At 41.7% G+C, this 21,258-nt stretch carries 20 protein-coding genes; 7 read left to right on the plus strand and 13 right to left on the minus strand.

Annotated features, from left to right (window positions below):
- Positions 1-128: 128 nt before the first annotated feature.
- Both ABVJ71_RS09655 and ABVJ71_RS09660 read right to left on the minus strand, forming a co-directional pair.
- Positions 129-1,361 carry a helix-turn-helix domain-containing protein gene (locus ABVJ71_RS09655; RefSeq protein ID WP_353853842.1) on the minus strand — a complete coding sequence of 411 codons (1,233 nt, stop codon included), beginning with the start codon at positions 1,359-1,361 and terminating at the stop codon, positions 129-131.
- A 205-nt stretch (positions 1,362-1,566) separates the two neighbouring features.
- Complete coding sequence (locus tag ABVJ71_RS09660) at positions 1,567-1,746, minus strand: twin-arginine translocase TatA/TatE family subunit (protein WP_353853843.1); 180 nt, start codon at positions 1,744-1,746, stop codon at positions 1,567-1,569.
- Between the two features lie 215 nt (positions 1,747-1,961).
- Here ABVJ71_RS09660 and ABVJ71_RS09665 point away from each other — a divergent pair, with 215 nt between their 5' ends.
- From ABVJ71_RS09665 to efeB, 3 genes are read left to right on the plus strand one after another with little or no spacing between them, the layout of a single operon-like run.
- Positions 1,962-3,440, plus strand: coding sequence for an FTR1 family protein (locus ABVJ71_RS09665; protein WP_353853844.1), 1,479 nt, complete (start codon positions 1,962-1,964; stop codon positions 3,438-3,440).
- Positions 3,440-4,594 carry an iron uptake system protein EfeO gene (efeO, locus tag ABVJ71_RS09670; RefSeq protein WP_353853845.1) on the plus strand — a complete coding sequence of 385 codons (1,155 nt, stop codon included), beginning with the start codon at positions 3,440-3,442 and terminating at the stop codon, positions 4,592-4,594. The genes ABVJ71_RS09665 and efeO overlap by 1 nt, the downstream gene beginning before the upstream one ends.
- A 17-nt stretch (positions 4,595-4,611) precedes the next feature.
- Entirely contained in the window at positions 4,612-5,850 is a 1,239-nt protein-coding gene (gene efeB, locus ABVJ71_RS09675; RefSeq protein WP_353853846.1) for an iron uptake transporter deferrochelatase/peroxidase subunit, read from the plus strand.
- 64 nt (positions 5,851-5,914) lie between these two features.
- Here the strand turns inward: efeB and pruA are convergent, their stop codons facing one another.
- The 3 genes from pruA to ABVJ71_RS09690 form a co-directional block, all read right to left on the minus strand.
- On the minus strand, positions 5,915-7,462 hold the full coding sequence (pruA, locus tag ABVJ71_RS09680; RefSeq protein WP_353856629.1) for an L-glutamate gamma-semialdehyde dehydrogenase: 1,548 nt from the start codon (positions 7,460-7,462) through the stop codon (positions 5,915-5,917).
- Between the two features lie 22 nt (positions 7,463-7,484).
- On the minus strand, positions 7,485-8,402 hold the full coding sequence (locus ABVJ71_RS09685) for a proline dehydrogenase (protein ID WP_353853847.1): 918 nt from the start codon (positions 8,400-8,402) through the stop codon (positions 7,485-7,487).
- Positions 8,403-8,563: 161 nt separating this feature from the next.
- Complete coding sequence (locus ABVJ71_RS09690; protein ID WP_353853848.1) at positions 8,564-9,334, minus strand: nucleotidyltransferase domain-containing protein; 771 nt, start codon at positions 9,332-9,334, stop codon at positions 8,564-8,566.
- Between the two features lie 92 nt (positions 9,335-9,426).
- Here ABVJ71_RS09690 and ABVJ71_RS09695 point away from each other — a divergent pair, with 92 nt between their 5' ends.
- Complete coding sequence (locus ABVJ71_RS09695; RefSeq protein ID WP_353853849.1) at positions 9,427-9,741, plus strand: hypothetical protein; 315 nt, start codon at positions 9,427-9,429, stop codon at positions 9,739-9,741.
- A gap of 131 nt (positions 9,742-9,872) precedes the next feature.
- Here the strand turns inward: ABVJ71_RS09695 and ABVJ71_RS09700 are convergent, their stop codons facing one another.
- Complete coding sequence (locus ABVJ71_RS09700) at positions 9,873-10,829, minus strand: acetylxylan esterase (RefSeq protein WP_353853850.1); 957 nt, start codon at positions 10,827-10,829, stop codon at positions 9,873-9,875.
- Positions 10,830-11,100: 271 nt separating this feature from the next.
- Between ABVJ71_RS09700 and ABVJ71_RS09705 the strand changes: the two genes are divergently transcribed.
- Entirely contained in the window at positions 11,101-11,886 is a 786-nt protein-coding gene (locus ABVJ71_RS09705; protein WP_353853851.1) for a carbon-nitrogen family hydrolase, read from the plus strand.
- Positions 11,887-12,221: 335 nt separating this feature from the next.
- On the plus strand, positions 12,222-12,410 hold the full coding sequence (locus ABVJ71_RS09710) for a hypothetical protein (protein WP_353853852.1): 189 nt from the start codon (positions 12,222-12,224) through the stop codon (positions 12,408-12,410).
- Between the two features lie 121 nt (positions 12,411-12,531).
- Here the strand turns inward: ABVJ71_RS09710 and ABVJ71_RS09715 are convergent, their stop codons facing one another.
- Both ABVJ71_RS09715 and ABVJ71_RS09720 read right to left on the minus strand, forming a co-directional pair.
- Positions 12,532-13,089: a shikimate kinase gene (locus ABVJ71_RS09715; RefSeq protein WP_353853853.1), complete on the minus strand. Its 558-nt coding sequence runs from the start codon at positions 13,087-13,089 to the stop codon at positions 12,532-12,534.
- Between the two features lie 85 nt (positions 13,090-13,174).
- Positions 13,175-13,948 (minus strand): IclR family transcriptional regulator, encoded by a 774-nt coding sequence (locus ABVJ71_RS09720; protein WP_353853854.1) that lies wholly within the window; start codon positions 13,946-13,948, stop codon positions 13,175-13,177.
- Positions 13,949-14,065: 117 nt separating this feature from the next.
- Here ABVJ71_RS09720 and ABVJ71_RS09725 point away from each other — a divergent pair, with 117 nt between their 5' ends.
- Positions 14,066-15,454 carry a hypothetical protein gene (locus tag ABVJ71_RS09725; RefSeq protein ID WP_353853855.1) on the plus strand — a complete coding sequence of 463 codons (1,389 nt, stop codon included), beginning with the start codon at positions 14,066-14,068 and terminating at the stop codon, positions 15,452-15,454.
- Between the two features lie 41 nt (positions 15,455-15,495).
- On the opposite strand, the gene ABVJ71_RS09730 is transcribed toward ABVJ71_RS09725, so the two are convergent.
- The 5 genes from ABVJ71_RS09730 to aroD form a co-directional block, all read right to left on the minus strand.
- Positions 15,496-16,809, minus strand: a complete 1,314-nt coding sequence (locus ABVJ71_RS09730) for an MFS transporter (protein ID WP_353853856.1) — start codon at positions 16,807-16,809, stop codon at positions 15,496-15,498.
- A gap of 46 nt (positions 16,810-16,855) precedes the next feature.
- Entirely contained in the window at positions 16,856-18,058 is a 1,203-nt protein-coding gene (locus ABVJ71_RS09735) for a CoA transferase (RefSeq protein WP_353853857.1), read from the minus strand.
- A gap of 206 nt (positions 18,059-18,264) precedes the next feature.
- Positions 18,265-18,645, minus strand: coding sequence for a cupin domain-containing protein (locus ABVJ71_RS09740; RefSeq protein ID WP_353853858.1), 381 nt, complete (start codon positions 18,643-18,645; stop codon positions 18,265-18,267).
- A gap of 13 nt (positions 18,646-18,658) precedes the next feature.
- Positions 18,659-20,425, minus strand: coding sequence for a thiamine pyrophosphate-binding protein (locus ABVJ71_RS09745; RefSeq protein WP_353853859.1), 1,767 nt, complete (start codon positions 20,423-20,425; stop codon positions 18,659-18,661).
- A 37-nt stretch (positions 20,426-20,462) separates the two neighbouring features.
- Positions 20,463-21,251, minus strand: a complete 789-nt coding sequence (gene aroD / locus ABVJ71_RS09750; RefSeq protein WP_353853860.1) for a type I 3-dehydroquinate dehydratase — start codon at positions 21,249-21,251, stop codon at positions 20,463-20,465.
- Positions 21,252-21,258: the final 7 nt, after the last annotated feature.

Raw genomic sequence — 21,258 nt, forward strand, 5'->3', positions numbered from 1 at the left:
GACCCTCCTTTCACTTTCTCATAAAATCTTTACCTATCATACAATGAAACGAATAAATTGTAATCCATTTTCGTCATGACTCATACGAAAATCCGCAGTGCATTCACGTACCCCTGCGGCTTCAACGTTTATTGATCCTTTTTCATGAGCATCAATTCAATAAATAACTGGCACCGCTGGCTAAAATCACTTAAATCAATCGAAGTCATGTCAAGGATTTGTTTCATTCGATAGTTTAATGTATTTTGATGAATAAACAATTGCTCAGCAGCCGGCTTTAGTTTGCAATTATTCAACAAGTATACTTCAAGTGTTTTTAAAAAAGCTGTTTGGTTGTCCCGATCTTTTTCCTTCAAGAGTAACAGATCTTGATTAAAGTCGTTTTTCTTCTTTTGGTGGCTATAAATCGGGTCTAAGTAACGGAATACCCCTAGATTTTCGTAATCATACGGAATCAGTTCTTGCCCTCCTACAATTTTGACGGCCTTCACCACTTCTATAGCTTCAAATCGACTTGTGCTCATTTTCATGACATCACGATATTCTCTACCCATCCCAATATATAATGGCGATTGATGTGTATGCGCTTTCGAATTGAGATGTGCAATGACATCTTCGGCAGTCGCTTTCGGTGAATGCCGATCTGACAGGCTGCCTAATATCACGACAATATCTGCTTGAACAGAATACACGTGATTGACCTTGTCTTCTAGTTGCAAGTATGTTCTAATGATTTCCTTCACATCTTCTGCCGTCTCACTTTTGTTATCGGCGGCATGTACCACCATGACGGTAAAAACAGTTGGTAGCGGAATGTTTAAATTCTCAGCTTCCCATTTCAGTTCTTCTTCTGTATAGAAATGATCATCCATGACCTTTTTGAAAAACTCTTCAATCTTGCCTTCTTTTTTCTCCAACTGTTTTTTATTTTGATAAATGACTTTTCCAACCTGAAAGGAAGCTTCGTGCAAAAATTGCAGCTCCTCTTGAGAGAGAGATTCTTCAATGTCCTGCACCCAAATAAAGCCCACAACCTCCTGCTTATGCTTCGCACTCACAGCCACACGTTGGTTAAATCCAAGCTCATGATGACCACTGACATAAAAAGGCTCTGAATCTGTATACAGCCGTTTAATCACACCTGTTTTCTTTAACCAATCAACCACCGCCCCCGGACATTCCTTTGAGAAAATGGTTTGCTGATTGACTGGGTCGAACTGCTGAATACTGTAAGAATTATAAGCGAGCAACTGACAATCTGTGCTTTCTAAAATAACTGGCTTTTTTAAATAGCCGCTAATAAATGCAATTAATTTATCAACATCAAAAAATGTGTGTAGCTTTTCTAATATCTCTTCCATCCCGATTGCTCCCTGAATTTAGTTATACATGTATCATACTGCTTTCAAGTAAGAGTTGTATAGAAACAAGTAGTAGACATGCCAAAAAAGAGCAGATCACCTCTCTGCTCCTAATCGCACATGGGTCATTTTCTTTTGAGTTCTCACAGAGATAAGGATACTCCTCAACATGTACAGCAAGACTCACTTGCTTTTCATCCATGCCTTAAGCTTCTTTGTCCTGCTGTTTCTTTTCCCCTTCATCATCCATCAATGAACCAGTTGCTTTCTTAAACTCTCTTAATGTTTCGCCAGCCGCTTTTCCTAACTCTGGCAGCTTATTCGGACCAAAAATAATCAGTGCAACTGCGCCTACAAGAATGAGACTTCCTGGACTTAACGCCATTTTTCTGCCTCCTTTTTTAATAGACCGAATATGTCACATATTCACAAAAAGTATAGGAGGGAACATGCTGAAAGTCAATCAAAAAATGAAGAGAAGAGGATCTCACGCCAATTCTCTCATTCCATCTAAAATGAGATTGACAGTAGAGAATGTGACGCTATAATAAGTTTATGTTGACATTGATAATCATTTTCAATAAGGGAGTAGGTCATCAATTGAAGGAAAAATTACCAGTCTTTTTTTTGCTCTTTTTTGTTTCTTTTTCAGCTCTATTTATACCATCTGTTCATATAATTTCAGCGAAGCAAACTAGTGAAAATGACATTCATGCTGTGATTGCCCATGTTGTCAATACAGATCAAGCACTAGATGATCATCAACTGCAAACCGCTAAGAAAGAAATAAACAAGGTCAAGAGTTGGTGGAACCAAAACAAGTCATCTATCAAAAGAAAATCTCTCTCCCTCTCGACTGAAATAGAATCAAAGCTTGCTAAGGTCTCATTAGCACTCGTCACAGATGACACAAAAGAAGCCACCAAACAGCTCGTTCAATTAAAAAGGAGCCTTGAAAACTATCGAGATGGTGCATTTGTGGACAATCAAGGAAAGACAACACTCACCTTAAAGACCTATATTCAAAAACTTGAGCATACTCGAACTCTGATTGATCAAAAGAATTGGCAAAAAGCAGAGCAAGAGGTACAATCCTTGTCTTCTCAATGGCTGAGTGTCGAAGGCGATGTTGTCAGTCAGTCTCAAGTGGTCTATGACGACACTGAACGTGATTTACTGCTCCTTGTCTCCTATGTGCAAACAGAAGATAAACGTGAAAAAGCCGGAACACTCATTGATCAAATGGTCGCTGCACTTAAACCCCTTGTAGACGCAAACTATACGATGTGGGATGCTGCACTTATTCCCATCAGAGAAGGAATGGAAGCCATCTTAGTTGTTGGCGCACTATTAACACTTAGCAGAAAAGCCGAGTCAAAATATGCCGCTCGTTGGGTCATTGGAGGGTCAGCAGTAGGGATTGCCATTAGCCTGATCCTTGGTATCTTGGTCGTCATTCTTTTTACATCCAGTGCGTTTGGCACGAACAATATGCTCATTAACGGATGGTCTGGTGTTCTTGCAAGCTTCCTTCTTGTTTATGTCAGTTATTGGCTACACCGATATTCAGATATTGCCCGTTGGAATGCGTATCTCAACAGGAAAACAGCGCAAGCAATCAGTACGAAAAAAATGATCGGCTTTGCTGCCTTAGCTTGTCTTGCCATCTTAAGAGAGGGATTAGAGACGGTCTTTTTCCTTATCGGAATGGCTGGAAAAATGGAGATATCTCAGCTTGTCTCTGGCATCATCATTGGATTTGGTGTCCTGTCCATCATGACCATAATGATGATGAAATTAGGAACACGCTTGCCGTTAAAACCTTTTTTCCTCTGCTCAAGTGTGATCGTTTTTTATCTATGCTTTAAGTTTATGGGCTCAGGCATTCACAGCTTACAGCTAGCAGGCGTTTTGCCGACGAGCGTGTCAGATTATTTACCGTCCATTCAATTTTTAAGTGTATATCCATCCTGGTACAGCACATTGCCACAACTTGCTTTGCTCATTGGGGCAGTCATTGTTGTCTGCATCTCAATCATTCAACAGAAACACCATTCTCAACATACGGAGGTTTCATAATGAAAAAAACCATTCTTACTTTATCAACTGCTTTCATCCTTTCAACTGGTCTGGCTGGCTGTCAATCGAATGATACAAAGAACACTGCTACAAAACAAGAAGACAGTAAGTCTGCATCCTCTTCTATTCAAAAAGACGTGACACGAATGCAAAAGGAAGCGGCCCAATTAAACACAGCTATTCAATCCAAGAACATAGATGATATTAAAAAAGCTGCTGATACATTGCATAATGATTGGTTGTCTTTTGAGAACAACGTGCGTGATTCCTTCCCGCTACTTTACACAGAAGTTGAAAAATATGAACAACCTCTTTTCATGGAAGCTTACAATGAGAAACCTGATACAAGTAAAATGACTGACGATGTGAAATATCTACAAACAGCACTAGACACATTGAAAAAAGCAAAACAGACCAAACAAAAAACATCGGCTGTTTTAAAAGAAGCCGTGAAGAATTATCATACCTACGTTCAAACTCAGCTAGATGAACTCGTAAAAGAGACAACAACCTTTACCGCAGCGGTCAAAGCGAAAGACATGAAACAGGCAAAGGCTTCGTATAAAAAAGCACGTGTATATTACGAGCGTATTGAACCAATCGCAGAGAGCTTTGGGGATCTCGACCCAAAAATTGACGCTCGAATTGCCGATGTTGATTCAGAAGCAAAATGGACAGGCTTCCATCGTATTGAAAAAGCAATTTGGAAAGACAAAAGTGTAGATGGTCAAGCAAAGATTGCCGATCAGTTACTCAAAAATGTAAAAGAACTCCAAGAGAAAACAAAGTCGCTTACATTAAAACCTGAAACAATGGTTGCCGGTGCACAAGAACTTTTAAACGAAGCAGCCATTAGCAAAATTACTGGTGAAGAAGAAGCTTATTCACATATTGACCTTGTCGATCTTGCGGCAAATACTGAAGGCTCCAAAGCTGTGTATCAAGCTGTTCTACCTGCATTAGTAAAAACCAATCAAGACTTATCAGATAAACTCGATACACAATTTAACAAAATTGAAGCTACCTTACTTCAATTGAAGAAAAATGGCGAGTATGTGCCATACAACAAACTTACAAAAAAACAAATTCGTACTTTAAGTGACGAACTTAGTCAGCTATCCAACTTAATGAAAGATACTGCCCAGATTTTATAAAACGGAGTGACGATGACATGACAGAGGAAAAACAAAATGGCTACACAAGAAGAGATATGTTGAAGTTGACTGCCGTTGCCGGTACAGGTATTGCCATTGGAGCCAGCGGTCTTGGCACACTGTTAAATGTCACGAAGTCCCTATCTCCTGAAAAAAAGACATCGGCATCTGAAGAGGAGGACACCATTTCTTTTTATGGAAATCACCAAGCTGGAATTGTCACACCACAGCAAAAATTTATTTATCTATGTGCTTTCCATATGACCACCTCAAGTAGAAAGCAGGTCAAGAGCTTACTTCAAGATTGGACGAAGCTGAGTGAGGTGTTATCTAAAGGCGCTGTTCGTCAAAATACCGATAACAAGCTACTTCCTCCTAACGATACAGGGGAATCTATGGATTTACCGCCATCTAAGTTGACAATGACATTTGGGTTTGGTCCCGATTTCTTCGAAAAGAATGGCGTCGACCGTTACGGCATATTAAAACAAAAGCCCGCTTATTTAAATTCGATCCCTCATATGCCACATGATCAATTAGATTCCGCATATGTTGGTGGGGATGTGTGTGTTCAAGTGTGTGCAGATGACGAACAAGTCGCCTTCCATGCACTTAGACAATTCATTAAGTCCAGTACAGGATTAACAACTGTTCATTGGATTCAAAAAGGGTCCATTTCCTCTGATGGAGGTAAAACGCCCCGGAATTTGTTCGGCTTCAAAGATGGAACAGCCAATCCTGCTCCTACCGACAAGACTTTTTACCAGAAATACGTGTGGACAAAAGAACATGAACCTGATTGGATGAATGGCGGGACATATATGTGTTATCGTAAAATCCGTATGTTTTTAGAGGTATGGGATCGCACATCTCTTCAAGATCAAGAAGATACCTTTGGCAGAAAGAAGGACACTGGTGCTGCCTATGGAAAAGCAAAAGAACACGATACAGTCGATGTCAAAAAGCTGCCGATTAATTCACATGTGAGGGTGGCAAAGGAAGCGGGACAGCCTATTTTACGAAGAGGCTATTCTTACGTCAATGGCGTGGAGGAGAAAACCGGCAATGTCGATGCCGGTCTCATGTTTATTAGCTTCCAAAAGAACCCTGAGCGACAAGTCTTGCCGATGCTCAAAGCGCTGGGTAGCATGGACGCACTCAATGAATATACAGTGCATGTCGGCAGTGCGCTCTTTGCTTGTCCAAAAGGGATTACACAAGGTCAATATATTGGACAAGAGCTCTTTGAAGCATGATGATCTTGCCCTAAGGAAATAGTAAAGGCATGAGTCCGCTCCTACGGATTCATGCCTTTTTTCATTAAAACATTTCACTAATGGTTTTTGCCTGCATGTGGAGAATTAGATAATCTGGACCGCCTGCTTTGGAATCAGTTCCAGACATTTTGAAGCCGCCGAATGGGTGATATCCAACAATCGCACCCGTACAGTTACGGTTAAAATAGAGGTTCCCGACATGGAACTCTTGCTTTGCACGATTGATGTGATCACGGTTATTCGTAATAACAGCACCAGTTAGACCGTACTCTGTGTTGTTCGCCACTTCAAGCGCTTCATCAAAGTTTGAAACTTTTGAGAAGGCTAACACAGGTCCAAAAATTTCTTCTTGCATCAAGCGAGATGTCGGCTCAAGGTCTGCAAAGATGGTTGGATGAATGAAATATCCTTCCGTATCATCACTTGTACCACCAGTGACCAAGCGCCCCTCCTGTTTACCTATCTCAATATACTCAGTAATTTTGTCAAATGAAGCTTGATCAATAACAGGTCCCATGTACACATCAGCTGAAAGCGGATTGGCTGTTGTTTTGGTTTCAGTGATCTCTTTCACACGCTCGATGACTTGGTCATACAGTTTCTCATGAACGACGGCACGAGATCCGGCTGAACATTTCTGTCCTGAAAAACCGAAAGCTGATGTGAAAATGGCATTAGCCGCTAATTCAACGTCCGCATCCTCATCTACTATGACTGTATCCTTCCCGCCCATTTCGGCAATCACACGTTTCAAGTGTTGCTGCCCAGGCTGTACCTTCGCTGCACGTTCGAAAATACGTGTTCCTACTTCTCTTGAACCAGTGAATGTAATCAGGCTTGTTTTCGGGTGATCGACTAAGTAATCTCCAACCTCTGCGCCGCTTCCCGGTACAAAGTTCACAACACCCTTTGGCAGGCCCGCTCTTTCAAGCTCTTCTACAAAACGAGCGGCGATGACTGGGGTGGCACTTGCTGGTTTTAATACCACTGTATTCCCTGTCACTATCGGAGCAACCGTTGTTCCTGCCATGATTGCAAATAAGAAATTCCAAGGCGGGATGACGAGTGTCACGCCAGTTGGTGTATACACATATTGATTACGTTCCCCCTCACGGCTGTTGACTGGCTTGCCTTTTGCCAATTCTAGCATTTGACGGGCGTAATACTCTAAAAAGTCGATCGCTTCTGCTGTATCAGCATCTGCTTCATTCCAAGGTTTACCTGCCTCTTTCACTAGAAGTGCCGAGTACTCATGCTTTTTTCGGCGAATGCTTGCCGCAGCACGGAATAACACGCCTGCTCTTTCTTCAGGAGAGGTATAACGCCATGTTTCAAACGCTTTTGCCGCAGCTTGGACAGCTTGTTCGGCTTCTTGCTTCCCTGCCTTTGATACAATCCCAACGACTTCATCCTTTTTCGCCGGATTGATTGATACAATCTTATCTTCTGTTTCGACTCTTTCTCCATTAATGATAAGCGGATACGTTTGACCGAGAGATTCGGTCACCTTTTTTAATGCTTGTTCAAACGCTTTGCGGTTTTCTTCATGACTAAAATCCGTGAATGGTTCATGTTTGTAAGGTGTTGTCATCATTTCACACTCCCAATTTAAATTATTTTCTCGTCATTCCTTTTAATGCAAATGCAATATTTGCCGGTCGTTCTGCAAGACGCCTCATGTAGTAGCCATACCACTCTCGTCCGTATGGTGTATAGACCCTCATTTGATAGCCTTCCTTGACAAGTGACTGTTGCGTTTCTGTTCTCATGCCATACAGCATTTGAAATTCAAATTGACTTGTCTGTATATTGTGTTTTTTCACAATATTTTTCGTAAATTTGATCATCTGATCGTCATGTGTCGCAATGGCTGTATAGTTCCCTGTGAGTAATTGCTTTTCGATCAGCTTTTTGTAATTCTGATCTACATCTTTTTTGTTTGGATACGCCACTTCGGCAGATTCTTTATAGGCACCCTTTACAAGCCTTAAAAAAGGCTGGAATTCATTCAGGTCATCAAGATCCTTTTCTGTTCTGTACAAATACGCCTGCAAGACCGTACTCACATACTCGTATTGAGATTTCATCTCTTTAAAAATGTCCAGCGTTTTTTGACAACGCTTTTCATCCTCCATATCAATCGTCACCATGATTCGATGCTTCTCCGCCGTATCTAAAATTTTCTTCATATTACGGTAAACGAGATCATCGTCAATATCAAGACCGAGTGACGTCATTTTGAGTGACACGTGAGAATTGAGCTTCGCTTCGGCAATTCGCTGAATGGTTTGAACACATTCATTCGTCCGCTCATTCGCAATCTCTGTCTTTGTGACAAACTCACCAAGGTGATCAACTGTGACGGCCATTCCTTGATCATTTAATCGCTTGATCACCGGAATGGCACTCTCAAAATCTTTCCCCCCGATGATTTTCTTTGATGCAACAGCACTTCCCCAATTGCGAGCAATATGGTTCAAGAGACTGCTCTTTGACAAAAACAAGAAAAAATTTCTTGTGACCGACTCCATAAAGGGCACCTCCCACTCTTTGTAAGCTATGTCTTTATTGTAAGGCTCACAAGCTGTCCGCTACAATATTTGAAAATGACAAAAATTCAGACATTTTTTGTGATTTTATCACAATGAAGTGCAAAAAAGAGCCTGCCTTTGACCGGCTGGCTCTTCCTCACTTATGCCCACACCTCGTCAAGGGTAGACTGCAACAAATGATTCAATTCTTGATTCAGATTTTCTTTCGGCGGATTGTAGCTTTTCACCAATTCATGAAAACGAGCTAGTTCTTTAACAATAAACGGATGAACATGCGGCAGACGATTGACTATATCCATTTCTTCTCCACTCATTTTACGATTAAGCAGTTCATGGATCTCTGTTAATAGTGGTCCATGTTCTACAAGCCCGTCAAGGAGTTCATGAAAGTCCATAGGCGGAACGGTATGAAAGCGTTCAATCCACTGACAGGCAAGTAGCGGACGAAGAACATAGAAATACTTCTTCATTCGCACTTGCTCTCTCCGCAAATATTGACTTTCATTGCGCTTGGCCATATTGAGATAGTGATACATTAACGCCACTTGTGAGAACGCACGGTCCTTTAATTCTCTTAACTGCTTCGCTAACGAAAATGCTTCTGCATATATCATGTTAGAGGAAAGCCACTCCATGATTGAAGGATTCGATTTGTTGAACAACCGCAGTGCCTTTCTTAGCTCCCAGCCGCTGATGTCTAGATCGTCATCTATTGGTCGTTCAATGACATCACGTTGTTTCTCAATGGACCAATACCATTCCTTCCTAGGTACATATAAAAAACGAACATCGTAATCACTATCGGTAGAGGGAAATCCCCACGCCCTGCTTCCTGATTCAACTGCAAGGCAAATCTTTACGTCATATGTGTCTTCGATTGCTTTTAGCTCTTCTTTGATTCTCTTTCTCAACTTAGTTCAACTCTTTCTATCCGTTTTATGCATGACTTCTTCACGTTTAGGGAAAATACGAATAAGACATATATCAAAAGGAGTTGAACCTAATGTCTATATCTCGCATTATGAAATGGATCACCGGGATTTTTGAGGCATGCCTTGCCATCCCTGTGATTGGAGGACTATTTGTTATCAGTAATGGCTATACCCCGCTCTTGGTGATGCTTATTCTGCATATTATCACACTTGTCTTATCAAAACGAGACAATGGACCGGTCACCGGAAGCATCATCGGGATTGTCACGTCATGCCTAGCTTGGATTCCAATTGTCGGATTTATCCTTCATATCATTACTGCCCTTGTGCTCATCATCACAGCACTAATCCCTGATGAAAAAACAAGACAAAACACCCGTTATTAAATAAAAGAGACCCTCACAGCGGTCTCTTTCAAATTTTTAACAAAGTGGTTTTCATCGCTCAAGAGCCGACAACGAGTGCGGGTGGTTTGCCTACACACTAAGAAGCCCTTACATGAACGTCTCTTCATATATTAAACAAGTAAATGCTTTCGCAAAAATGACAGCTTCTCCGTCTGAAACGCCGGTATAAACTCATGTCCAAAATAACGATAGACCTTGAGCACTTTATCCGTTTGTAAATGATTGTACACCGCAAACACAGTAGACGGCGGTGTCACTTGATCAATGAGTCCAATCGCCATCAACGTTGGCTGTTTGACCCATCCAGCTAAGTTGATTAAATCAAAGTAGCTTAATGTCTCAAATGCTTTCTTTTCCGCCTCTGGGTCGCTGTTTCTTCTAATGTAGGAATTAATTTCTAAGTAGGGTTCCTGCAGAGCCACATCTACTGCACGCTCAAAGTTTGATAAATAAGGGTAATCAGCGACAACAACTTTTGGAATATCTGAAAGTGCCGCAGCTGCAATAGCTAATGCGCCGCCCTGACTCCCACCAATGACACCGATTCGGCTATGATCGATTTCAGGAAATGAACGAATGACCTCAAGTGCACGAACAGCATCTAAATAGACACCACGATAATAGTAGGTCTCCTTAGATAAAATCCCTTTCGTCATCCACCCTAATGCTTGACCGCCAGGTGTCACCGTCGTATCTTCACTGCCCCCTTGACCACGAACAAGCATACCGAATGTCGCATAGCCGTGCAACGCCCAATTGACAATCTCATGAATATCGCCGTCATAGCTGTAATTATAACCGTGAAATCGAACAAGTGCCGGATGAGAGCCCCCATGATCAGGGACAGCATACCAGCCTTCAATACGAGAATTCCCAAAGCTTTGATATGTGAGACGGTACACCTTTACCCCTTTTACCGGATAAGAAAAAGGCTCAAGTGTTGGCTCGGCCTCAATCTTATCTAACGCTGCAAGTGACGCTCTCCAAAAGGAAGAGAAATCAGGACGTGCTGTTTTCTTTGGTTTATATACGTTGAGTTCTTCTAATGGTAAATCAAACAGTTGCATACCTCACTATTCCCCTTTGTTTTATAAGTTATGTCGTGAATTGCTCTTATCATATCATCTTTTCTCATGTAGAGAAAGGGTTATAAGCCTCTTACCTCTATATAGACAAAACCTTCTGACTTTTCTGTTGGCAAAGACTGCATAAACCTTTATGATAAAGAAACTGGCCTGAAGCACTTCTTTTTCCGGCAAGATCAGCAGACTTAACACATATGAATCATGAATTTTGACATTGTGGCGTTTTTACGCTCATGTAAAAGGAGGAAACGACATGAAAATCGCTCTTGTTCAAATGGATATACACATTGGAAAACCAGATGTGAACTTTAAGAGAGCAAAAGCATTCTTAGAAAAAGCGATCCGTCAACAGCCTGATTTGATCATTTTTCCAGAAATGTGGAATACGGGCTATGCTTTAGAAGACGCAGATCAACTTGCGGACGTAGACGGGAAACGCACAAAACAACTTTTCTCTTCCTTCGCTCGCAACCACCATGTCTATCTCATCGCAGGAAGTGTACTAAACATGCGTTCAGAAAAAAAGGAAATCACCAACACAATGTATGTGTTTAATCGTCAAGGCGAGCTTGTGTTAGATTATGATAAAATTCATTTATTTCGCTTAATGGATGAGGATCAATATTTAACGGCTGGTCATCAGCTCGGTTTATTTGATTATCATGAAGACGTGACGATTGGCACAATGATCTGCTATGATCTCCGCTTCCCGCAGCTCTCAAGAACACTCGTGAACAAAGGGGCGAAGGTGCTGGTGAATACCGCACAATGGCCGAAAGCAAGAGTCGACCATTGGCACAGTCTGCTGATCGCAAGAGCCATTGAAAACCAATCGTTTATGATTGCTGTGAACCGAACGGGCACAAGTAAAGAGACAGAATTCCCTGGTCATTCAATGGTGATTGATCCACTCGGACACGTATTACTTGAGACCAGCAGTGATGAGAACATTTATTATACAGAGATTGACCTTCATATGGTGGATGAGGTAAGAAACCAAATCCCCGTCATAACTGATCAGCGTCTAGACATATATTAAAAAGCAGGACTCTCCCTGCTTTTTTTGTTTAATGAAACGTTTGTTTAACTTTAGATTCGTATGATTACATGACATGTCTTATGCTTTTTTTCTTTAACCCTCTGCACATGCTCAATCGGTGTTTCATCCAAGCCTTTAAACACTACAAAATTAGAATCTATCTGTGACATCATCAGAAATCATGGACAAGCTAGGCATTAGAAATAAAACACAAGTGGAAACTTGGGTGAAATCCACTGGCTTCATCAACCTGTTGGGAAGCATATTCCTACGAAATTGAAAACGAAAAATCATTATTTAAAACAGCAAATTGGGATATTCAAAAAGGGCAGAGAATGGGAAAGGAGGTAGAAAAAGAAGCATTAGTGCCTATTGATGAAGCGGTAAAAGACGAAGTAAGTATCATTCCATTCTATCAACTGTTCAAGATCGGCAAAATCAACATGTTATCGCTGGGTAAAAACGAGGTCACCAATGAAAGGAAAAGGTGTGACATCAATTCATCACTCTGCCAAACACGATAATATGTTTGACAGAGTGTCTGAATTAATTGAAAAGAAACAACCAGTTACCGAAAGGGCTGTCGGAAACTGGCTGTTTCATAAAGGTGTGTTAATCCCTGTCTCACAGTCCCAGACAAGTAGTTTATTTCGAGTATAAATCCCAGCCAAGCTTGAGTGTGTCCACTATGTAATTGGCCACTTCCTCAGCCTCCAAATGATCCGTTTCGACTCTTGAGTTATGAAAAGCATAAATTTCTCTTCGTTCCTCAAACAGCTCTTTCATTTCATCAATCGTACGGCTATGGAGAACAGGTCGATTTTCAATTAAAATATCAAGGCGCTGTTTCCAATTTTCCCAAGATAAATCAAGGAAAAGAACTGTACAATGCTTCAAGCAGGAGCGTTTGACTTCTTCCTGTTTGAACGCACCACCTCCAAGAGAGACGATTTTAAGCTGTGTGTTTTCACATAAGTCAACGATATAATCCTTTTCAATCTGTCTAAAGAATGCTTCTCCTTTTTGCTCAAAGATCTCTGGAATCGTCATGTTGTACTTTTTCTCAATCTCCTGATCAACATCAATAAAATCTCTATATAACTTTTTGGCAATGAGCTGTCCAATTGTTGTCTTTCCAACCCCCATAAAGCCAATGAGGACAATATTTCTCTGTCTCACAGGGATCTCTCTATTGAAATTCATATTCGTGACACGTCCTCCTTACAACAAGGAATACTACATAATGTTTCTATTATATGATAAATGGACTGCGAAAAGATAGGCATTCTTAAAAATTGTGCTTGACGACGTAGCCGAGCTGTTCAGAGAGTTGCTGTGCCTGTTTCTTCACTTTTTGCTGCAAATGAGGAATGACCTCACTTGTAAATCTGTGAGTTGGGCCGGATATGGATAAACACGCCTTCACCTCACCATGAATGTTAAAAATTGGTGCAGCTACTGCAGCCGATCCGACCTCCCGTTCATCAATACTGCAAGCTGTATACGTCTCAAGAATACGCTTGCATTCATTTTGCCATCCATTTCTCGTCTGTTGATCGGCTTCTGACGCTAATACTTTCTGCTGAAATTCTTCGCTTTGGAAAGCAAGCAATACTTTTCCTCCAGCACCTGCGTATAACGGCAACTTCTCACCGATCTTGACAAGGTGCCTAATGGATTGAAGCCCTTCAGCCTGTTCAATACAAACCCGGCTCGTATGATCTAGTACATACAGATTGACGGTTTCCTTTGTTTCATCACGTAGTTTGTACATGAGCGGCTTTGCCAATTCTCTAAGTTGAATGGATTTCCCCGCAATATAACCGAGCAGGTAAAGCCTTTGACCGAGCCGGTACTTTAAGGTGTCTTGATTTTTTTCTACAAAATGATTCATTTCTAGTGCCTTGAGCAGTCTCGTTGTGGTGGACATTGCTAAGTTTAGCTCTTTCGAAATGTCAGTTAACGTCAGCTCCTGACGCTCTTCACTAAAACAATAGAGAATATCTAACGCACGCTGAACGGTACGCAGTCCTGATTCTTCCTTTGACTTCTTATCAGCCATATTCAGTTTCTCCTTTTCCACTTTGATTTCTTATCGACATCAATAACCAACTTTGCTATAATCCATTTTAAATGTTCCATAAAAGGAAAACAAATTCCGATAGGCGGAATTAAAACCATGTACGCTGTTGTTGAAGGAGATGTCGTGATGTACTTAGTGATCTTTACACTTCTTATTAGTTTTTACATCTTCAATCAATTATTCAATGTTCCGATTCTCTCTTATTTTATTGGTTTGCTTGCTGTCGCTTCGCTCATCATCTCTCTTAAGCGGGCAAATGGGCTTTATTTGAAAACAGGCGTTGTTTTTCTCTCCATTGGTTTGGTCTTATTCTTTTTGTCCGATCAGCCTTTGCACACCTTTTTTCTCCATTTTCATTCCATGCTAGGCTTGATTTCTTTATTTTTCATGTTGCCATTTATTCATTCTCTCATACATGTCGGACATTTTGATACACAGCTAAATAAACTACTAACCTTACATACCACCAGTACAAAACAGCTTTATCAAAAGAGCTCATTCGTCACTCACATCCTTGGGATGTTCTTAAATATCGCAACCATCCCTTTATTATATACCTCCTTAAAACCTTCACTGGTCTCCCTTAAGGAAGACGTCAGACAAAATATCTATACACGCAATCTCTTAAGGTCATATGCACTTTGCCTAAGCTGGAGTCCTGTTGAAGTGCTGGTGAGCGTCACCATTGATGCAACCAAGCTGAAATATTATCAAATTGCACCCGTTACCTTTTGTTTAATGTTGATTGTATTGATGACAGATTGGATTCTCTTTTCTCGTAAAAGTAAGCAATTACCGAGTATCGTCCAGCTAAAGGATGCACGCACCACCCCTAAGAGAATAAAGCGAAAAACCCTTCAGTTCGCCCTCATGCTGATGAGCTTTATCACGCTTGTCTCTCTTATAGATACATGGATTGGGAAGGGCTATTTATTCACCGTCGTCTTAACAATTGTCCCTTTTTCTCTACTATTCTCGTATGTCATCAAAAAGCGGAAACAATATATAGCGGTATCTGTTCCTCATTGGAAAGAACGAACCGTTCATCTCTCTAATTATATGTGTCTATTTTTAAGTGCTGGTTTCTTTGTCGATATGCTGATTGTTACAAACAGTATGAAGCCTGTTCAAGCATTGATGATGAGTATATCAAGTCATGCGATTTGGGTTTATTGTGTCATCGGATTGTACTTTCTCATCACGGCTCTTTGCGGTTTCCATCCACTCGTCTCACTTGCACTTTTAATCAGCATGATGGCACCTGTCCTTCATGAACTGCCCGCACTTCCAATTGCGATTATGCTCATAACAGCAGGAACGTCAACTGTGATGTTTAGTCCATTTAATGTATCCGTCTCACTATTAGCTGATTTGATGAAGGTCAATCCTTACCGTATCACTCGTTGGAATATCTGGTTTGCCGTCTTTTACATTAGTATGGGATTCATGTGCGCAACCGTGATCACTGTCATCTTTTATTCGTAAACAAAGAGAGCTCATTCCTTTGAATGAACTCTCTTTTCTTTCTATGGTTTTAATTGGATGCGTTCAATCTTTCCTACGATAAATATGTAGGACACCGCTCCACATACTGCAATGAGGCTGACAAATAAAATACCACCGTTATAAGAGCCTGTCACTGAAACGATCAAACCGATCATTAACGGTGTGACGATCCCAGATAAATTAGCAAAAAAGTTAAACACGCCTCCAGCCAGTCCGACCATTTCTCTTGGTGCCACCTCAGACAACATCGTCCATGAGATATTCGACAGTCCTTGTGCGAAGGAGGCAATGGATAAGATGGTGAGCACTAATGGGATGTTGGTTGTAAAATTTGCCAAAACAATGGTGCTTGTTAGAAGCAAACCAACAACAACAGGCAGTTTCCTAGCCACATTGACGGATACTCCCTTTTTGAGTAACCAATCGGAGATGTAACCGCCAAACAGCACTCCAAAGAATGCAGCGATGTATGGAAGGGATGCAGCAAAACCAACCTTTAGAAATGCCATATTTTTCGCCTCAGCTAAATATGTGGGAAACCACGTTAAAAAGAAAAAGAGTGTGGATGCAACAGAAAATTGACCAATATATAATCCGATCAATTTACGATATTTCAGCAGTGCTACAAAGTCTCCCCATCTCAGCTTCTCTTGTGATGTCACCGTCAGTCCTTCCCCTTTTCGAATCAATTCTAGCTCGTCTTCATTGATCTTCGGGTGCTCTTTTGGTTCATGATAATATTTATACCAAAAGAAAGCAAATATGATGCCGAGCGCACCTGCGGTAATAAACACAGTTCTCCAATCGAAAGTGGTCATGATCCAAAAAAGAAGAGGTGTCGCAAATGCAAGACCAACATACTCTCCGGCAGTGTAAACGCCTGTCGCAAAAGCTCGTTCTCGTCTTGGAAACCAAGTGGTCACAATGCGGTTATTCGCAGGGAATGCTGGAGATTCTGTAATTCCAATAAACAAACGGCAACCGAATAAAAAAGCAAAACTGTTCGCAAACGCCTGTAAGCCTGTGAAAATCGACCAAGTAATGAGTGAGATCCCATACGTCACCTTTGAGCCGAATTTATCAAGAATAAAGCCACCTGGTATTTGCATCGCCGTATAAGTCCAGCTAAATGCCGAAAAGATCAGACCTAGTAATGCAGGATTTAATTGCAGGGAAGATTGTATGGCTGGTGCAACGATTGACACACTGGCTCTATCAATATAATTAATAGCGGTAATAAAAAACAAGAGAATCAAGATGCCAAAGCGAGCTTTTGTTGGTTTCATATAAGCGATTTGCAGTTCGTTCCCCTTCAGTTGTGAATGCACTTTCATAACCATCCTCCTTTGTCTCCGCACAGTGCGAAGCGTTTGAGCTTCCTTAGATAACTCCTTTTTCTTCTAACTGTTTGCATTCTTCTTCAGTCATACCAAGCATGCTAGTTAAAATTTCATAATTATGTTCACCTAAATCAGGTGCACTGTGACGGATACTCCCTGGTGTTTTTTCAAACTTTGGAATAATTCCAGGCACTTTCACTTTGCCAAGACGCGGATGATGAACCTCGACAATATTCTCTCGTTCTTTAAATTGCGGATGCTCAAAGATATCTCGAATGCTTAGAATCGGACTCACAGGCACGCCATGTGCATCAAGAATCTCCAATACTTCATCCCTTGTTCTTGACGCAATCCACTGAGAGACGATGGCATCCATTTCGTCATTATGTTTCAGTCTGGCTTCATTCACAGAGAATTTCTCGTCTTCTAGTAAATCTAACCGATTCATTGCCTCAGCTAATCGATTAAAAGTCGAATCTGTACTGGTCACAAGTACAAGATAATGGCCATCCTTTGTTTCGTAGGTGCCAGCAGGACTCGAATGACCGCTTAGCCCCGGTGAACGCTCACGCACTTTACCAAGCTGATCATATTCTGCAATCAAGAACTCTAGCATGCGAAACACAGATTCATACAGGGCAAGATCAACCATTTGTCCCGTTCCTTCTGGATGTGTATCTCGATAATACATTGCTGTCACCGCAGCAAATGCAACATATATCCCAGCAATGTAATCCGTGAGAGAAAATGACGGACTGACAGGATGACGATCTGGAAACCCTTGTATATACGTAAAACCACTAAATGCTGTGGCAGGTGTGCCAAAACCCGCTTTGTCCTTAAATGGACCTGTCTGCCCATAGCCTGATACACGAATCATAATTAAATTAGGGTTTATTTCTTTTAAAATATCGTAACCCACTCCCCATTTTTCGAGTGTGCCTGGGCGGAAATTTTCTATGATCAGATCGACTTGTCCCGCAAGCTTTTTAAAAATCTCCTTCGCTTCTGCTTTGTGCAGATCAAGTGTGAGAGATTTCTTATTCCTTGAGAGCCCTGACCACCTAAGCGGTTCACCGTCAGCAAAAGGACCAACATGCCGCAGCGTATCCCCTTTTCCAGGAATCTCGACTTTAATGACCTCGGCACCAAAATCCCCTAAAAGAACTGCGCCGTATGGGGCAGCAATCATCGTAGAGACATCTAATATTTTGATTCCTTCAAGCGGCGTTTTCTTGTTCATTGCGTAACTCCCTTTCATAAAGGGCTAAAATGATTTTTTGTTTTAGCCCTTTGTCTTCTTTTCAGCATGCATGAAAAACCCTTGAAGTCTAGAAAAAACTGAGCACTGAACGAAATGAAACATTCGTAAACACAGTGCTCAAGATGTGACAACGAGTTCAAGGATTTGTCTACATGCAGGGGCGGCATACAACCCCACCTCTCGCCTTAATTCTTTGGTAGCTGTCCTTGCGGTGTATACAGCCAAATGAGCCATAAAGGTTCATCTCCCGTATTGACATGCTGATGTGAAACTCCATCTGGGATAAACATAAAGTCATTTTGCTGAAAGGACTGTCTTTCTCCATCACAAATGACTTCGCCAGAACCCTTAATGACATAATCAAATTCCTCTGAGCCCGGATGATTGTGAACAGAGCTTGCTTCTCCCGGCTCAAAAATGGTGAGACCTGCCATCATATGCTCTGATCCGACTGTATCTGGTGTAATGGTTTGAAACACCTTGCGAATCATTTGCTCCTCTGGATGATCTAAACCTAACCATAATGGATGTCCATCTTTAAACGGATTCAACACTTTAATTTTCATGGAAAATTCCTCCTTATGTTTCATTCACACTGACATGTGAGCGTTTTGTATTTGGTGAATAAATATCATTAATATTCCAATGTCCATCTGTAGGAACAGGATCATTTTTCATCGCCACATCAATCACACACGGTTGCTCAGAAGAAATCGCTTCGGCGAGTACCTCTTTGAATTCATGAGCGCGGGTGATTTTAATCCCTTTCACCCCATAACCTCTTGCGATGGCAGCAAAATCAGGAGAATAGCTTTCTCCATTTTTTCTAAATACGGTGCCATAAGTCGTTTCATAGTGTGCCATTTGCAAGCCGGCGATCGTTCCAAAAGCACTGTTGTTCATCACAATCCACACAACAGGAATGTTTTCCTCCACGGCCGTTGCCAAAACAGATGGATTTTGACCGAATCCACCATCCCCGACGAGTGACACAACAACACGGTCAGGCTGGGCAATTTTCGCTCCAAGTGCCGCTGGTGCTCCAAATCCCATGGTTGCAAAGCCTCCTGGTGTTAAAATGGTTCCAGGCGTAAGCACGGGGAATTGCTGTCCTACACCGTTTTTATTCCAACCAACATCGGTAGTGATGAAGGCATCTGCCGGCAGGACCTCACGCACTTCCTGCAAAATTCGCTGTGGCTTCATTGGGAATGAGTCATCTTGAATATTCGTCAGATTGTTCTGCTGGAATTCCTGACGATAGGCGGCAATCTCTTTTTTCAATTCAGGACGATCTAGACCTTCTGGCAGTCTCTCTCTCGCCACACGATTTAACACTGTTAATGCCTGCTTCAAATCAGCCACAGCTCCAATTTCAACAGGATAGTTACGTCCAATTTCATTCGGATCAATGTCAATATGAATCAGTTTGTTTGATGGGAAGCGGAACGTATAATCCGATTCCCACGAACTCGCATCAGCTTCAGCAAAGCGAGTGCCTAAGGCGAAAATGTAGTCCGCCTCTTTACACTGATCATTGATAAATTTCGTGCCCCAAAATCCCGTCATCCCAAGGGTCATTGGATGGTCATCCGGCATCGCTCCTTTTCCCATCAAGGAATGAGCAACAGGGATACTCAAATGTTCAGAGAATGACTTTAATTCCTCTGCGGCATCTGCTAATAAAATGCCTCCCCCAACATATAAAAGCGGTTTTTCAGCCTGAAGCAATCGATCCATGATTCGATTTGCTGTATGATCATCAATGGATGGTTTTTCAATGGTGTGTGTATGATGTTCTACTTGTTCAAACAGTGATACATCTAAGTCTTTTGAGAACACATCCATCGGAACGGAAATGAGCACTGGACCCGGACGGCCGCTTTCGGCTAATTGAAAAGCTTTTGACAAAATCTCTGGAAATAGTTCTGGAATGTCGACACGCCATGCTCTTTTCACAAACGGTCGATAAATTTCATATTGAGAAGCATCGGAATGAAGATTGATTTCTTGGTGTGGGTGCTTTCCGTAGTAATGACTTGGAACATCTCCTGCAATGACAACCATTGGAATTGAATCAAGCGCAGCATTCGCTACTCCTGTTGCCGCATTTGTGAGTCCCGGACCTAAATGGCTGAGAACGACGGCTGTCTGTTTCTTCGCTCTTGCATATCCATCCGCCGCGTGTGCAGCAATCTGTTCATGCCTCACATTCACAAATTGAATGCGGCTTTTTTCAAGTGCTGATAGAAAGGCAATATTCGTATGACCGCAGAGACCGAAAATATGCTCAACTCCCCGCTTTTCTAGATACTGAATGATCTGTGCAGATATATTTTTTTTCATCTTTCTCTCCCTCCCAAACTTTTTTTTCATGGTTCCGCTATGACTCTTCTACACTCTCATTCTCTGAAAACACAATGGATAGAACCTGATTTAAATCCTGTATCGCCACTTGGCCGGGAGCAGAACTCTCTTTGCCCACGGCAAAGGTCATCACAGATCCAAAAAGACCGCCAATCATTCTCGTAAAAGCGCCATACTTTCCCATCGCCATTGAAATGATGGGAATTGCCAATCGTTTTTGAGCTTGACTAGTCGCTGCCAATAGCTGTAATGCATCATCATAGGTATGAGGCATTACAGCAATCTTTGCAATGTCTGCCCCAACTGATTCTGCTTTGACGAGTATTTGTACCATTCGTTCCACCTCGGGCGTTCCTTGAAAATCGTGATAGGAAACAATCAATGTCACGCCATTCTTTTTAGCCGCCTGACCGACTTCTCTCATATGCTTGACATCCTGCATCAGCTCATAATCAATCGCTTCCACACGCTTACTTTCACAAAGCTTGACAAGCAGCGATACTTTCTCCTTCTCTGAGAGCGATATCCTTTCGCCACCTTCTCTTTCTGATCGAATGGTGAACAAGAATGGAATTCCGTTTGCCTTGTCTTTTATACACTTAAGGGTCTCTAACACACAGTCCACGTCATTCAAGTGTGTAAAAAAATCCGCTCGCCATTCCATCACATCTGGTTTCTTCTCGGCTAACACCTCTACCTCATGCAGTAATTCTTCGTTTGTCTTCCCAATCAATGGGGTACAGATCATCGGTTGAGCGCCTGCCTGCACTGTTTTCAGCTTGTGCTGAAATGTGTTTTCATTCATATCTATC

This window comes from Bacillus sp. Bos-x628 (genome assembly GCF_040500475.1).
GTDB classification, from domain to species: domain Bacteria; phylum Bacillota; class Bacilli; order Bacillales; family Bacillaceae; genus Bacillus; species Bacillus maqinnsis.

Coding starts and splice junctions, on each gene's coding strand:
- ABVJ71_RS09710 (WP_353853852.1), top strand. CDS start 12,222: ATGGGAAAGGAGGTAGAAAAAGAAGCATTAGTGCCTATTGATGAAGCG.
- ABVJ71_RS09660 (WP_353853843.1), bottom strand. CDS start 1,746: ATGGCGTTAAGTCCAGGAAGTCTCATTCTTGTAGGCGCAGTTGCACTG.
- ABVJ71_RS09725 (WP_353853855.1), top strand. CDS start 14,066: ATGTACGCTGTTGTTGAAGGAGATGTCGTGATGTACTTAGTGATCTTT.
- ABVJ71_RS09720 (WP_353853854.1), bottom strand. CDS start 13,948: ATGGCTGATAAGAAGTCAAAGGAAGAATCAGGACTGCGTACCGTTCAG.
- aroD (WP_353853860.1), bottom strand. CDS start 21,251: ATGAATGAAAACACATTTCAGCACAAGCTGAAAACAGTGCAGGCAGGC.
- efeB (WP_353853846.1), top strand. CDS start 4,612: ATGACAGAGGAAAAACAAAATGGCTACACAAGAAGAGATATGTTGAAG.
- ABVJ71_RS09715 (WP_353853853.1), bottom strand. CDS start 13,089: ATGAATTTCAATAGAGAGATCCCTGTGAGACAGAGAAATATTGTCCTC.
- ABVJ71_RS09695 (WP_353853849.1), top strand. CDS start 9,427: ATGTCTATATCTCGCATTATGAAATGGATCACCGGGATTTTTGAGGCA.
- pruA (WP_353856629.1), bottom strand. CDS start 7,462: ATGACAACACCTTACAAACATGAACCATTCACGGATTTTAGTCATGAA.
- efeO (WP_353853845.1), top strand. CDS start 3,440: ATGAAAAAAACCATTCTTACTTTATCAACTGCTTTCATCCTTTCAACT.
- ABVJ71_RS09705 (WP_353853851.1), top strand. CDS start 11,101: ATGAAAATCGCTCTTGTTCAAATGGATATACACATTGGAAAACCAGAT.
- ABVJ71_RS09740 (WP_353853858.1), bottom strand. CDS start 18,645: ATGAAAATTAAAGTGTTGAATCCGTTTAAAGATGGACATCCATTATGG.
- ABVJ71_RS09745 (WP_353853859.1), bottom strand. CDS start 20,425: ATGAAAAAAAATATATCTGCACAGATCATTCAGTATCTAGAAAAGCGG.
- ABVJ71_RS09655 (WP_353853842.1), bottom strand. CDS start 1,361: ATGGAAGAGATATTAGAAAAGCTACACACATTTTTTGATGTTGATAAA.
- ABVJ71_RS09700 (WP_353853850.1), bottom strand. CDS start 10,829: ATGCAACTGTTTGATTTACCATTAGAAGAACTCAACGTATATAAACCA.
- ABVJ71_RS09735 (WP_353853857.1), bottom strand. CDS start 18,058: ATGAACAAGAAAACGCCGCTTGAAGGAATCAAAATATTAGATGTCTCT.
- ABVJ71_RS09685 (WP_353853847.1), bottom strand. CDS start 8,402: ATGGAGTCGGTCACAAGAAATTTTTTCTTGTTTTTGTCAAAGAGCAGT.
- ABVJ71_RS09730 (WP_353853856.1), bottom strand. CDS start 16,809: ATGAAAGTGCATTCACAACTGAAGGGGAACGAACTGCAAATCGCTTAT.